Annotated in this window: 9 protein-coding genes; 6 read left to right on the plus strand and 3 right to left on the minus strand. The window is 70.6% G+C overall.

All coding sequences use genetic code 11. From position 1 onward, the window contains the following. Positions 1-165: 165 nt before the first annotated feature. Positions 166-759, minus strand: coding sequence for a transposase (locus tag AC1MIR_RS26315; RefSeq protein WP_480031139.1), 594 nt, complete (start codon positions 757-759; stop codon positions 166-168). Positions 760-1,023: 264 nt separating this feature from the next. Here AC1MIR_RS26315 and AC1MIR_RS26320 point away from each other — a divergent pair, with 264 nt between their 5' ends. The 3 genes from AC1MIR_RS26320 (at position 1,024) to AC1MIR_RS26330 (ending at position 3,401) form a co-directional block, all read left to right on the plus strand. After that, positions 1,024-1,182, plus strand: a complete 159-nt coding sequence (locus AC1MIR_RS26320; protein ID WP_480031140.1) for a hypothetical protein — start codon at positions 1,024-1,026, stop codon at positions 1,180-1,182. A gap of 38 nt (positions 1,183-1,220) precedes the next feature. Then, complete coding sequence (locus AC1MIR_RS26325) at positions 1,221-1,607, plus strand: hypothetical protein (protein WP_480031141.1); 387 nt, start codon at positions 1,221-1,223, stop codon at positions 1,605-1,607. Between the two features lie 588 nt (positions 1,608-2,195). After that, positions 2,196-3,401: an ATP-dependent nuclease gene (locus AC1MIR_RS26330; protein WP_480031142.1), complete on the plus strand. Its 1,206-nt coding sequence runs from the start codon at positions 2,196-2,198 to the stop codon at positions 3,399-3,401. A 93-nt stretch (positions 3,402-3,494) separates the two neighbouring features. On the opposite strand, the gene AC1MIR_RS26335 is transcribed toward AC1MIR_RS26330, so the two are convergent. Continuing rightward, entirely contained in the window at positions 3,495-5,543 is a 2,049-nt protein-coding gene (locus AC1MIR_RS26335; protein WP_480031143.1) for a hydantoinase/oxoprolinase family protein, read from the minus strand. Then, positions 5,543-7,180: a hydantoinase B/oxoprolinase family protein gene (locus tag AC1MIR_RS26340; protein ID WP_480031144.1), complete on the minus strand. Its 1,638-nt coding sequence runs from the start codon at positions 7,178-7,180 to the stop codon at positions 5,543-5,545. Before AC1MIR_RS26340 ends, AC1MIR_RS26335 begins: the two co-directional genes overlap by 1 nt. An 88-nt stretch (positions 7,181-7,268) precedes the next feature. On the opposite strand from AC1MIR_RS26340, the gene AC1MIR_RS26345 reads away from it, so the two are divergent. The 3 genes from AC1MIR_RS26345 to AC1MIR_RS26355 all read left to right on the plus strand — a co-directional run. After that, complete coding sequence (locus AC1MIR_RS26345; RefSeq protein ID WP_480031145.1) at positions 7,269-8,765, plus strand: AMP-binding protein; 1,497 nt, start codon at positions 7,269-7,271, stop codon at positions 8,763-8,765. After that, positions 8,752-10,149 (plus strand): MFS transporter, encoded by a 1,398-nt coding sequence (locus AC1MIR_RS26350; protein WP_480031146.1) that lies wholly within the window; start codon positions 8,752-8,754, stop codon positions 10,147-10,149. The genes AC1MIR_RS26345 and AC1MIR_RS26350 overlap by 14 nt, the downstream gene beginning before the upstream one ends. 49 nt (positions 10,150-10,198) lie before the next feature. Next, positions 10,199-13,760: MG2 domain-containing protein (locus AC1MIR_RS26355; RefSeq protein WP_480031147.1), on the plus strand; the 3,562-nt coding region annotated here is incomplete at its 3' end.

The following is a 13,760-nucleotide window of genomic DNA, read 5'->3' on the forward strand; positions in this document are numbered from 1 at the left end:
CCTCCGCGGGGGGCGCCGCGGGGCGGGGGGGGGGGGGGGGCCCCCCCGCCGGGGGCGGGACGCCGGAGTTGCGGCGGCATGCCGCCGCTTACGCAGGCTGGTCGGGGTGGGGGCACGACCGCCCTTCGCCCCATCAGCGCGTTCGCCTGACCTCTCGCCGCCCCCTCACCCCGTCGTCCTCCACCGCCAAGGCTGCCCCGCCGCGCGTTCCGCCAGCTCCAGCAACCCCCGCATCACCCCCACCGACAGCCCGCCCGAAATTGCGCGCGCCCGCGCCGCGATCCGCTTCACCGTTTCGGACAAATTCGCATCCGGCAGCCAGTTCGCCTCGGCCGGCAGGGCGCAGGCCAGGCCGAGGCGGCGGGCGAAGGGGATGGCGATGCGGGTGATCCGGAAGGCACGGCGATAGGCGCGGACGATGAACCACTCGATCGCGCGCAGCGGACTGTTTTGGGCGAACTCCGGATGGTCGGAGACGCGCAGCAGCATCCGGTGCAAGTGCTTTTGGGCCGCCGCGCGGCGCAGCGCGCGATGGGCGGAATCGGCCTTGCCCAGATGCTCGGGCAGCGCCCGCCAGGGCTTGGTGGAGCACGCCACCCAGAATATGGCGTCCCAGGTGTAGCGCGCGAGCGTCGGCGGCCGGCCGCGGGTGGAGCGGTGGAGGATGGCCGACAGCGCCGCCCATTCGATGTCGGTCAGCGGGCGCCAGGGGCGCGGGGCGGAGCGGCGGAGGGGGAAGGCGGGGGGTGTGGGGCGCATCGCAAGATGTTGCAGGAATTTGTGCCTATAATGCGAGAGTTTTCCGTGCGCCTCGGGCTTCGGCGGCCGCGCGTCTCCGGCGGGCAACAGCGGGCCTTGCGGCATGGAGCCTGGTCCCGGCTTGACCCTGCCTGATCTTGCGCAATATGTTCCGCGACTTGTTGCGCAACATGGGGGTGCCCGATGCGATCCGTCTCCGCGGCCGAGGCTGCCCGGACCTTCGGGGCAATCCGGGAAGAAGTCTGTGCCCCCGGCGGCGAGCCCGTGGCGGTGACGCACTACAACATCCCGCAGGTCGTCGTTCTGTCCTTCAAGGAATACCAGGAGCTGGTCCGCAAGGCCCGTTTCGCCGGCCGCGTCGCCGACCTGCCGGAGGAGGATCTGGCCTTCCTGGCCGCGGTTGACCGGCGGAACGCGCCCTGAGCGGCATTCCGCCGCTCGACGCCCTGCCAGACGGGGCGGTGGTGCGCTTCGAATACGAATGGGGCAGCGCGAACGCGGATGACTACAAGCCGCGTCCCTGCGCCATCATCATCCGCGGCAACGGACCGCGGGTCTTCTACTTCCCGATCTCCCACGAGCCGCCGCGCGAGGACGACGTGGCACTGGCCATTCCGCCGGAGGCGCGGGCGGCGGCCGGGCTGGACGGCTTCCCGCAATGGGTCGTCGTCAGCCGCTGCAACCGCGCGGATTGGCCCGATGGCGTCCGGAATATCCCGGGCCGGGCCAGCCCGATCTACGGCACGCTGCCGCCGGAATTCCTGCGACAGTTCCGCAGCGCCGTTGCCGAGGTCGCGCGGCGGCAGTTGATGCGCGGCCGGGACCGGGCGCCGGACAAGGCGGGGTGATGCGCGCGGCGGATTCCGGCGCTGCTGGAGGGCGTTTTGGGGTCGAAGGCCTGGATGGCCGCGCGGCTGGGTGAGGCGGGCGGCCGGGTGCGCGGAGGTGCGAAGGCCGCGGAAGGTGGTCGGCTGCGGTTCAGGGGTTGTTTGGGATGAGAATTGGTTCGAAAGCAGCCGCTATGGCTGGCAATCCAGCAACTCGAGCGCGCCAACAGGAACATGGGGTGCCGTAATCGTCCATTCTGGTTAACATCTCCCCTTGTCCTCCACTACCCACATATAATATACCGCAGGTGCAAGAAGATCGCAGTAGCGATCGATCTAGTTCGAAAGCAACGGAGCCTAGCCTTGGCAGACCCGCGTACAGTTCTTGCGTCGAAATTCGCCCACGCAAACAGGTTTGCGAACTTCGGCCCCGTTATAATTTCTGCAAGTATAAACGGGTTCAGAGGCATAAAAGCAGAAATAAATTTCGAGTATCCAGTGACAGCATTATCCGGATTTAATGGCTCAGGCAAGAGTACTATTGGGCAATTGTTGCTTTGTGGGTATAGAAAAATTACATCTGCCATCGGCTCGAAAAGATTTTATGTCGTGAACTTTTTCCCGGTCTCGATAGTTGATCCTGCGCCATTTTCAGCTGATGCCTCGATAACTTTTAAGTATCAAACGGACAAGCCGGAAACTCTCCAAGAACTGACCGTTTCAAGAACCGTTGAAGCTTGGTCTGGTTACAAAAGGCAGCCGGAGCGTAACACGGAGTATATAGGATTTACGGTCTATATACCCAAGGTCGAGCGCCGGGACCTGAGTATATATAGTGCTAAATCCATGTCGCTGCGGCGCCGGACCGATCTGGCGGGTGTGGAGACCTATGTTAGCCGCATACTGGGTTCTCCTTACAACGAAGTTTATTTCCAAGGTGTGGCCGCGCAAAAGAGGGAGGGAGAACTTGGTATAGCTAAGCGGTTTGGAGCGGTTTATTCGGAGAATAACATGGGCTTTGGTGAGGGGCGCGTAGTCTATACCGTCAGACTCTTAGAAACTTGTCCCCTGCAAAGCCTAATAGTTATCGAAGAACCTGAAACATCTCTCCACGAGTATGCTCAGTATGAATTCGCAAAATATTTGATAGATGTTTCGACAAGGCGAGGTCATCAAATAATTTTTTCTACTCATTCGAGCAGCATGATGAATGCTTTACCGCCGGAGGCTAGGAAATTGCTCGTGCGTGGCCCAGATGGCGTCACTGTATACGACAGAGTCTCGTCGGCCCGAATTAAAACGGCTCTCTCGGATGGTGAATCCGGGCACGCGATCATATGTGTTGAGGATAACTTTGCGCAGTCCCTTCTGAGAGAAATACTGCGTCGATTCGACAAAAATTTACTGTCGTCTGTCTCTGTTGTTCTCTTTGGCGATTCTCGGGCGGTTGTCTCAGCTAAAGAAGCTCTCACGCGGGCTGGCCATAAGGCAATCGCGGTGAGGGACGGCGACAAAGGAGACAACAAGTCAAGTCAGATCTACAAATTTCCGGGCTCCTTACCACCAGAAAAAGAAGTATTCAGCAATCCGGTGGTACGGGGGCGATTGATCGAAATGTATGGCATCAATATGGAGTCCATTCTTGCTGCTGAACCAAGCCTTAATCATCATGAATATGCAGAAATGTGCTGTGAAAAAGCTCAAACATCGCGGGAAGTTTTGGAAACTGATTGTATACGCGCGTTCCTTGATAGTGTGGGCGAGGATTGGTATGCGGCACTGTGCGATGATATTAAACTGGCAATTCAGTCATAACTGATCAATATTTACTGCTGCTGTGAGTTCGATGATAATCAACGCTGCTATGCAACGTGTTTTTGTTCCCGATGCAATATATTTTCGGTCACGTCACCCCACACCCACCTCCAACCACCCCCTCCCATCCAACGTCGCAAAATCCCCCGGCAGCAGCAGCACGGTTGTCGTGTCGCTCTCCACGATGGCCGGTCCCTCCACGCGCTGGTCCGGGGCCAGGTCCGAAAAGCTCCAGACCGGGATCTCGGCAAACGCGGCGCCGATGCGCGCGCGGCGGAGGCCCATCGGCGCGGAGGTGCCGCGTGGCGCGCGCGGCGGCGCGGGGCGGGGCGGCAGCTTGCCCACGGCGGCGACGCGGGCGGTGACCAGCACCACCTCCTCGCCGCGCAGCGCGTAGGTGAACAGCGCCTCGTGGCGCGCATGGAACGCCTCGGCGATGCGGGCGGGCAGGTCAGCCTTGTCCCAGTCCACGCCGTCCAGCGGCACCGCGACCTCGAAAACCTGCTCGCCGTAGCGCATGTCGGCGCTGCGGCGCAGCTCGGGCGTGCCGGTCATCCAGCGCGCCATCCGCGCGCGCGCCTTCTGGTCGAGTGCGGCGAAGAAGGATCGCACGGACTCCTCGGCCGGCAGGCCTGACGCGTCGGCGAGACTTTGAGAGACCTCGTAGCGCAGGTCGGTCTGCAGCATGCCCCAGGCGGAGAGGCCCGCGGCCAGCAGCGGCACGGCCACGCGCTTCATGCCGAGGTCGCGCGCGACGGCGGAGGCGTGCAGGCCGGCGGCGCCGCCGAAGGCGAGCAGCGTGAAATTGCGGGGGTCCACGCCGCGGCGGACGGTGGCGACGCGGATGCCCTCGGCCATCGCGACATTCGCCAGCTGGTGGATGCCCGCGGCGCATTCCATCGCGTCCATGCCCAGCCGGCCGGCCAGGCGCGCGACGGCGGCCTCGGCGGCGGCGATGTCGAGGCGGCGCTGGCCCCCCAGAAAGCGCTCGGGGTCGAGGTAGCCGAGCAGCAGGTTGGCGTCGGTCACCGCGGGCTCGGTGCCGCCGGCGCCGTAGCAGGCGGGGCCGGGCACCGCGCCGGCGCTGCGCGGGCCGACGCGCAGCATCCCGCCGGAATCCACGAAGGCGAGGGAGCCGCCGCCGGCGCCGAGCGTCACGATGTCCAGGCTTTCCAGCGCGATGCGCTGGCCGCCGACCTCGCGCCCCTTGCCGAGCGCGGCCTCGCCATTGGCGACGAGGGCGACGTCGGTGGAGGTGCCGCCGACATCGAAGGTGACGAGATTGTCGCCGAGGCCCGCGCGGGCCAGCGCGAGCGCGGCGGCGACGCCGCCGGCGGGGCCGGAGAGGGCGGTGCCGGCGGCTAGGCGCTGCGCTTCCTCGACCGGCGCGACGCCGCCATGGCTCAGGATGACGAAGAGCGGGCCGTGGAAGCCGGCGGCGTCGAGGCGCTGCTGCAGGCGGCCGAGATAGCGCGCGACGATGGGGCCGACGGCGGCGTTCACGACCGTGGTGCTGAAGCGCTCGTATTCCTTGATCTGCGGCAGCACGTCGGCGGAGCGGGTGACGTAGGCGTCGGGCAGCGCGGCCTGGATGGCGGCGGCGGCCTCTGTCTCGTGGCGCGGGTCGCGCCAGGAATGCAGCAGGCAGATGGCGACGGCGTCCACCTCGGCGTCGCGCAGCGCGGCGATGGCCTGGTGCAGCGAGGTTTCGTCGAGCGGGATCTCCACGCTGCCATCGGCGCGGATGCGCTCGCGCAAGGGCAGGCGCAGGTGGCGCGGGACGAGGGGTGCCGGGGTGGGCAGGCGGAGGTCGTAGCGCTCGGGCTTCAGGCCCTCGCGCATCTCGATGATGTCGCGATGCCCCTCGGTGGTGAGGAGCGCGACGCGGGCGGTGCGGCGTTCGAGCAGCGCGTTGGTGGCGACGGTGGTGCCGTGGACCAGGCGCTCGGTGACTTCCAGCAACTCGGCGAGCGTGAGGTGCAGCGTGGTGGCGAGCAGGCGCAGGCCATCGAGCACGCCCTCGGACTGGTCGTGCGGCGTGGTGGCGGATTTGACGAGGAGCGTCTCGCCATCGGCGCCGATGCAGACGACGTCGGTGAAGGTGCCGCCGACATCCACGCCGATGCGATAGGGCGCGCGCATCAGATCAGGCCCTCCTTCGCGTCGGCGTCGCGCAACGCGGGGTCGCGCTTGTCGGGCGGGCCCCAGCCGCCGCCGCCGCCAGAGCGGACGACCAGCACGTCGCCGGGGCGGAGTTCCACGCCGGTTTCCTTGGTGCGCAGGTCGCGCTCGGTGCCGTCCGCGCGGCGCAGCGTGTAGCGGTGGGGCGCGCCGTCCTCGCCGCCGAGCATGCCGGCGGCGCCGTGGCGGATGCCGTCGCCGGCGGTGTTGGCCATCGCTGGCTTGTCCGTCTCGATCACCAGTTCGAGTTCGGCGCCGAGGCCGCCGCGGAAGGTGCCGTCGCCGGCGGAGCCGGGGCGGAATTCGTGGTGGCGGAAGAAGAGGGGGAAGCGCGCCTCGGCCATCTCGACGCTGCCGAATTTCAGGCCGCCGGCGGAATGCCACTCGCCGGCGCAGGACCAGCCATCGCCCTTCGCATGCCCCCCGCCGCCGGGCCGCGCATGGAACAGGTGCCAGACAAACTTCTTGCCGCGCTTCGGGTTTTCGCCGGCGATGGCGACGCGGAAGCGGCGGCCCCAGCCGCCCATGGCGCGCTCGGGGCAGGCGGGGGCGAGCGCCTTCACGATCGCCTCCACGATCTCGTTGGAGCAGTGGCTGGTGCAGAGCGTCACGGCCGCACCCTCGCGCGGGCGGACGATGCTGCCTTCCTGCGCGATCACGGTCAGTGGCCGGAAGGCGCCGTCGTTCTTCGCAACCTCGGGGTCGAGCAGATAGGCCAGCGCCATCCGCGCGGCGCTGACCGTGTTGGGCCAGGAGGAATTGACGAAGCCGCGCACCTGCGGCGACGAGTCCGAAAGATCCACGGTGATGTCGCCGCCGCGCTTCGTCACTCGCGCGCGGATCGGGATGTTTTCGGCGCCGTGCCCGTCATCGTCGAGTGTCGCTTCCCCGAAATACTCGCCATCTTCCCAGCTCGCGATGATGCGGCGGGCATGCGCTTCCGAAAGATCGAGGATCGCGTCGGAAGCCGCGCTCAGCTTGACCGCGCCGTGCTCGGCCAGCAGCGCCTGCACGCGCTTCGCACCCAGCCGCGCCGCGCCCCACATCGCCATCAGGTCGCCCCGGAAATCCCGCGCGATGCGCGTGTTGAGCGCGAGCATCGCGACCAGGTCCTCGCGCAGCGCATCATCCTCGCCGAGGCGGATCGGCGGGATGCGGATGCCTTCCTGCCAGATCTCGAAGGCGGCGGGGTTGTAGGCGCCATGCGTCGCGCCGCCGATGTCGGATTGGTGCGCGCGGACCACGGTGAGGAAGCGCAGCGCGCCGTCGCCGAACACGGGAAGGACGATGGTGAGGTCGGGCAGGTGGCTGCCGCCATGCCAGGGATCGTTCAGCAGATAGGTCTCGCCCGGCTGCATCGTCGCGCCGAAGCTTTCGAGCACGGCCGCCGCGGCGAAGGGCATGGCGCCGACATGCACGGGTATGTGATCCGCCTGCGCGACAAGCCTTGCCTGCGCGTCGCACAACGCGATCGAGAAATCGCGCGAGGAATTCAGGATCTGCGAGGTCGCGGTGCGCAGCAGCGCCTCGCCCATCTCCTCCACGATGGCGCGGAAGCGGTTCTCGAGCACGGCGAGGGTCACGGGGTCGGGCTGCATGGCGGGAAGGCTCAGGCCCGGCCGGCGCAGCGTCAAGCCGCGGGCGGGCCTCTGGCGGCGCGGCCGGGGCGGGACCATGATGGCCGCCATGGCGCGCCCCGCCACCCTTCCCGCCCTGCTCGATGCGACCGCCGCGCGAACCCCGCGCGGGGCGGCGCTGCCCGGCCTCGACTGGGCGGGCGTGGCGGACGCCGTGCGGCGCATCGCGGGCGGGCTCGCCGCGGCCGGGATCGGCCCGGGCGACCGCGTCGCGGTCTTCCTGCCGAACCGGCCCGGTTTCCTGCTGCTGCTGCTGGCGCTGGCGCGGCGCGGCGCCTGCGCGGTGCTGCTCAACACGCGCTTCCGCGCGGCGGAACTCGCGCCGCTGCTGGCCCGCGCGCGGCCGAAGGCCATCGCCGTCGCGCGCGATTTTGCCGCCGTGGACGCGGCCGCCGTGCTGGAGAGCGTGCCGGCCGAAGCGCGCGCCTCGCTGCGCGTCACCATCGCCGTGGATGGGCTGGGGGAGGGCGCGCTCGCCGGCCTCCCCATGCTGCCCTTCGCCGCGCTGCACGGCGCCGACGAGACCGACCATTCCACGCCAGACGCCGACTGCCTGACCTTCACCACCTCCGGCACCACCGCCGGTCCGAAGCTGGTGCTGCATCGCCAGCGCAGCATCGCCACCCATGCGCAGGACGTCGCGGCGCGCATCGGCACGGATGCGCCGGGGGCGGCCTTCCTCGCCGCCGTCCCGCTCTGCGGCACCTTCGGCCTGGCGGCGGCAATGGCCGCGCTGGCCGGCGGCGCCGCGATCCATCCGATGGAGCGCTTCGACGCGGCGGCGGCCGATGCGCTGATCCGGCGCGAGGGCGTCACGCATCTCGTCGGCGGCGACGACCTGCTGCTGATGCTGGCCGATGCCGCTGCTGGGCGCCCCTACGCCCCCTTCGCCTTCACCGGCTTCGCCAATTTCCACGGCCAGGCGGAGCGCGTGATGGCGGCCTCCGCCGCGCTCAACCTCGCCGTGCGCGGCGTCTATGGCAGTTCGGAAGCGCAGGCGCTCTTCGCGCTGCAGGACCCGGCCGGGCCCCATGCCGCCATCGGCGGCGGCATCCCCGCCAGTGCCGAGGCCGCCTTCCGCATCGCGGAGGATGGCGAGCTGCTGCTGCGCGGCCCGTCGCTGTTCGACCGCTATCTTGGCGACGAGGCGGCGACGGCGCGCGCTCGCGTCGAGGGCTGGTTCCGCAGCGGCGACCTCGCCGTCGCGCAGCCCGAGGGCGGCTTCGGCTTCGTCACCCGCGCTGGCGATGCGCTGCGCCTCGGCGGCTTCCTCGTGTCGCCGGAGGAGATCGAATCCTTCCTGCTCGCGCAACCCGGTGTCACCGCCGCGCAGGTCGTCGCGCAGGAGGGTCGCGCCATCGCCTTCGTCATCCCCGGCGCCGGTTATGACGAGGCCGCGCTCCGCGCCGCCTGCGAGCGCAGCCTCGCCCGCTTCAAGCAACCGGCGCGCTTCGTGACGCTCGAAAAATTCCCGACGACCGACGGGCCGAATGGCCGCAAGGTGCAGCGCGCGGCGCTGCGCGAGATGGCCCGTGGCGCGCGTTAAGGACCCGCGCGCCGTCGCGATCATCGTCGCCAGCGCGCTGTTCATGCAGAACCTGGATTCCAGCGTGGTCGCCACCGCGCTGCCGGCGATGGCGCGCGACCTGATGGTGGACCCGGTGCATCTCTCGGTCGCCATCACCTCCTACCTGGTGGCGCTCTGCGTCTTCATCCCTGTCTCCGGCTGGGTTGCCGACCGCTTCGGCGCGCGCCGCGTCTTCATGGCGGCGATCGTGCTGTTCACCTTCGCCTCCGCGCTCGTCGGCCTGTCGCAGGGCCTGCCATCGCTGGTCGCGGCGCGCATCCTGCAGGGCCTCGGCGGGGCGATGATGGTGCCGGTGGGCCGCCTGCTGCTGTTGCGCCGCGTCAGCAAGGAGGAGCTGGTCGTCGCCATGACCTGGCTGACGATGCCCGCCCTGCTCGGCCCCGTTCTCGGCCCGCCGGTCGGCGGGCTGCTGACCGATGCCTTCTCCTGGCGGGCGGTGTTCTGGCTGAACATCCCCGTCGGCATCCTCGGCCTGGTGCTGGTCTGGATCTTCATCCCCGATGTCGAGAAGCAGGATCCCGGCCCGCTGGATGCGAAGGGGCTGGCGCTGTGGGGCGTCGCGCTCGCCGGCCTGATGGCCGGGCTGGAGACGGCGGGGCGCGGCATCGCGCCCGCCTGGTTCGCGCCAATGGTGCTGGCCGCGGCCGCCGTCGCCACGGTGTTCGCCGTGCGCCATTCCAACCGCGCGCGGCGGCCGGCGGTGGATCTTTCGCTGCTGCGGCTGCCGAGCTTCGGCGTCTCCATGGGGGGCGGCACGCTGTTCCGCGTCGGCGCCTCCACGCTGCCCTTCCTGCTGCCGCTGAAGCTGCAGCTGGTCTTCGGCCTGTCGGCCAGCGCCAGCGGCGGCATCACCTTCGCGACCGCCTTGGGCGCCTTCGCGATGAAGCCGCTGGTCCGCCCGCTGCTCAAGCGCTTCGGCTTCCGCGCCGTGCTGGTGGCGAATTGCGTGCTGGCGGCGATCGGCGTCGCCATCTGCGCGCTGTTCACCGCCGCCTGGCCGCTGGTCGCGATCTTCGCCGTGCTGGCGGCGGGCGGACTGACGCGGGCCCTGCAATTCACCTCGCTCGCCACGCTCGCCTATGCCGATGTCCCGCAGGAGAAGCTGGCGCCGGCGACCGCGATGGCGGGCACCATGCAGCAGCTGGGCCAGGCGCTCGGCGTCGTGCTGGGCTCGCTCGCGCTGGAGGCCGCGATGCTCGCCACCGGCGCGGGCGGCGCGGGTCCGCGCGAGTTCGCCATCGCATTCGTGATCTCGGGCGTGGTCGTGCTGGCCTCGCTGCCCTCGATGCTGCGCATGCCGGCCGATGCCGGGGCGCGCGTCTCCGGCCACGGAGGGCGGTGACGCAGGCCGCGGCCGCGTGTCATGCTCCCCCTTAACTGGGGAGATCGCCATGCGCCGCCTGCTTGCGCTGCTCTGCGTCCTGCTCGCCCTTGCTGGCCCGGCGCTGGCCTTCGAGCCGCCGGGCCTCGAGAACGACGCCATCGCCTACCAGCAGCAGTTGCAGCGCCGCTTCCCCGCCGGCGCGACACCGCAGCAGCGCGCCCAGGCCGAGACGCGCGCCCGCCAGGCGCAAGGCCGCAACGACTGGGCCGCCGCGGCGCAGGCCTGGGAGGAGCGCATCGGCATGGGCCAGGCCGGCCCCGACCAGTGGCTCGCGCTCGGCGAGGCGCAGCTTCGCCGCAACCCGCCCGAGGCGATGCGCGCGCTGCAGGCCGGCTGGCGCGCCTTCATGCAGGTGCCGGGCGGCCCGCCCGAGATCCCGTCGCTGAGCCTGATGGCGGAGGCCATGCGCCGCCTCGACCAGCCCATGTGGCAGATCCAGGCGCTGGAAGCGGTGGTGGAGCGCGCGCCGCAGGATGCGAAGCACCGCGCCGCGCGGGCGGAGGCGCGGCGCAATGCCGGGCTGCTGGTCCGCCAGGTGCGGACCGAGCCGGATGCGGAACCCGCCCGCGTCTGCCTCGCCTTCACCGGCGCGCCGGCGCGGCGCGACGATTGGCAGCCCGGCGACTGGGTGCGCGCGGAGCCGGCGCTGCCGGGCATGGCCGTGACGAAGGAAGGCGAGCAGATCTGCGCCGCCGGCCTGCCCTGGGGCCAGACAACGCGCCTGATCCTGCGCGCCGGCCTGCCGGGCGAGGACGGGCTGCGCCTCGCGCGCGACACGCCGATCAACGTCGCGATGCCGAACCGCGCGCCGCGCATCGTCTTCGACAGCCGCGCCTTCATCCTGCCGCGCGGCCAGGCGCCGGCGATGACGGTCGCGACCGTGAACGTCGCGGAGATGACGCTGCGCGTCACCCGCGTCGGCGAGCGCAACCTGGTCGGCCTCACGCGCGACTGGCGGCCGGGCGAGCAGATGGAAAGCTGGCTCGCCGGCGGCATCGCCGAGGACATGGGCCGCATCGTCTGGGAAGGCCGCGTCGTGCTGCCGCCTGCCGAGCCGAACCGTCTGGTGCGCAACGCCATGCCGCTGCCGGATGCGCTGCTGAGCGCGGGGCCGGGGATGTATGTGCTGCTGGCGCGCCCGGCCGACGGCACGCGCGGGCGCTTCCGCGCCGAAGCCGCGGCGGCGGTGCTGGCGACCGATCTCGGCATCACCGCCTGGCGCGGCACGGGCGGGCTTTCGGCGCAGATCCGCGGCTTCTCTGATGCGGCGCCGAAGCAGGGCGCGCGCGTCGCGCTGCTGGCGCGCAACAACGACATCCTGGCCGAGGCGACGACGGGCGCCGACGGCCTCGCCAGCTTCAACGCGGCGCTGCTGCGCGGCGAGGGACCGCTCGCCCCCGCGGCGCTGCATGTCTTCCGCGGCGAAGATTTCGCCTCGCTGGATCTCGAGACGGCGGCCTTCGACCTTTCGGACCGCGGCGCGGCGGGGCGGCCGCATCCCGGGCCGCTCGATGCCTTCGTTTGGCTCGACCGCGGCATCTACCGCCCGGGCGAGACGGTGCAGGTGGGCGCGCTGCTGCGCGATGCGGGCGGACAGCCGGTGGACATCCCCGCACGGCTGCGCGTGCTGCGCCCGAACGGCCAGGTTTTTTGGCAGGGCGTGCCAGAGCGCGTGAACGGCGCGGCCTTCGTGCAGCCCGTCGCGCTCTCCACCGGCGCGCCGGCGGGCGCCTGGACGGTGGAGGTGCTGGCAGACCCGGACGGGCCGCCGATCGGCAGCACCACCTTCCGCGTGGACGCCTTCGTGCCCGAACGCATGGAGGTGGAGGCCGGCCCGCTGCCGCCCGCGCTGATCGGCGGCCAGCCCGTGGAGATCCCGATCACCGCGCGCTTCCTCTACGGCGCGCCGGCCGCGGGCCTGACCGGCATGGCGGAGCTGCGCCTGGTGCAGGATGCGGAGCCCTTCGAGGCCTGGCGCGGCTGGCATTTCGGTCTGGCCGACGAGGTCTTCTCGCCCGACCTGCAGAGCTTCGAGGTGCCGGAGACGGATCCGCAGGGCCGCACCACCCTCACGCTCAACCTGGCGCGTGCGCCGGACAGCACGCGCCCGGTGAAGGCCGAGGTCGCGGTGACGCTGGAGGAACCCGGCGGGCGCGGCAGCTCCACGCGCTTCTCCCTGCCGGTGCGCGGCCAGAACACGCTGCTGGCGATCCGCCCCGCCTTCCAGGGCGGCGCGGTGGATGCGAATGCCGAAGCGGCCTTCGACATCGCCGCCGTCAGCCCGGCGGGCGAGGCCATCGCCGCGACGCTGCGTGTCCGGCTGGTGCGCGAGCGCCCCGACTGGCGGATCGTGCTGCGCGAGCGCGTGGCGCGCTACGAGACGGTCTGGCGCGACGAGCCGGTGGATTCCACCGACATCCAGGTGGCGCCCGGCAGCCCCGGCCGCTTCGCGCGCACGCTCTCCTTCGGGCGCTACCGCATCGAGGTGACGCAGCCGAACGGCATGGCCATCGCTTCCTACCGCTTCCGCGCGGGCTGGGCCGGTGGCGAGTCGGCGGAGGTGCCGGATCGCGTGGACCTCGCCGCCGACAAGCGCGCCTACACGGCCGGCGAGCTTGCCCGAGTCCGCATAACGCCGCCTTTCGCGGGGCAGGCGAGCGTGGCCGTGCTGACCGACCGGCTCCTCTCGCTGCGCGACATCGCCGTGCCGGAAGGCGGCATCGAGATCGAGATTCCGGTGGACGCCGCCTGGGGACCGGGCGCGCATGTGGCGGTCACGGTGTTCCGTGCGGGGCAGTCGCCCGCCGGGCGGCCGGCGCGCGCGCTCGGCCTTGCCTGGATCGGGCTCGATCCCGCGGCGCGGCGGCTGGATGTCGCGATCGAATCGCCCGACCTCGCGCGGCCGAACACGCGCGTGGAGATCCCGGTGCGCATCGCGGGCGCGGCGGGCGGCAGCGCGATGCTGACGCTGGCGGCGGTGGATGAGGGCGTCCTGCGCCTCACGCGATTCCGCTCGCCCGATCCGGCAGAACATTTCCTCGCGCGACGGCGCCTCGGCCTCGACATCCGCGACGACTACGGAAGGCTGATCGCGCCGGCGGAAGGCGAGGCGGCGGTGCTGCGCCAGGGCGGCGACGAGCTGGCGGGCAGTGCCGTGGACATCCCGCAGCGCCTCGTCGCGCTGTTCCAGGGGCCGGTCTCGGTGGGCAGCGACGGCGTCGCGCGCGTCCCGCTCGACCTGCCGGATTTCGCGGGCGAGCTGCGCCTGATGGTGGTCGCCTGGGACGGCGCGCGGATCGGCGCGGCGTCGAAGCCGATGACGGTGCGCGAGGCGGTGGTGGCGGAGGCGCTGCTGCCGCGCTTCCTGGCGCCCGGCGACGAGGCGCGGCTGCCGGTGCTGCTGCACAACATCGAGCTGCCGCCGGGCGAGGTCGTCGCGACGCTGACGGCGAGCGGCGCCATCGAACTCGCGGGACCGGCGCGGCTGGCCCAGAACCTCGCGACGGGCGCGCGCGCCACGCCCGCCCCCCCCCGGCGGGGGGGGGGGGGGGGGGGGGGGGGGGGGGGCC

The organism is Falsiroseomonas sp. RANM36, from assembly GCF_056682175.1.

What these genes read in the sequence shown, in the direction of transcription:
- AC1MIR_RS26315 (WP_480031139.1), bottom strand. Translation starts at nt 759, where the DNA reads ATGCGCCCCACACCCCCCGCCTTCCCCCTCCGCCGCTCCGCCCCGCGC.
- AC1MIR_RS26335 (WP_480031143.1), bottom strand. Translation starts at nt 5,543, where the DNA reads ATGCGCGCGCCCTATCGCATCGGCGTGGATGTCGGCGGCACCTTCACC.
- AC1MIR_RS26340 (WP_480031144.1), bottom strand. Translation starts at nt 7,180, where the DNA reads ATGCAGCCCGACCCCGTGACCCTCGCCGTGCTCGAGAACCGCTTCCGC.
- AC1MIR_RS26345 (WP_480031145.1), top strand. Translation starts at nt 7,269, where the DNA reads ATGGCGCGCCCCGCCACCCTTCCCGCCCTGCTCGATGCGACCGCCGCG.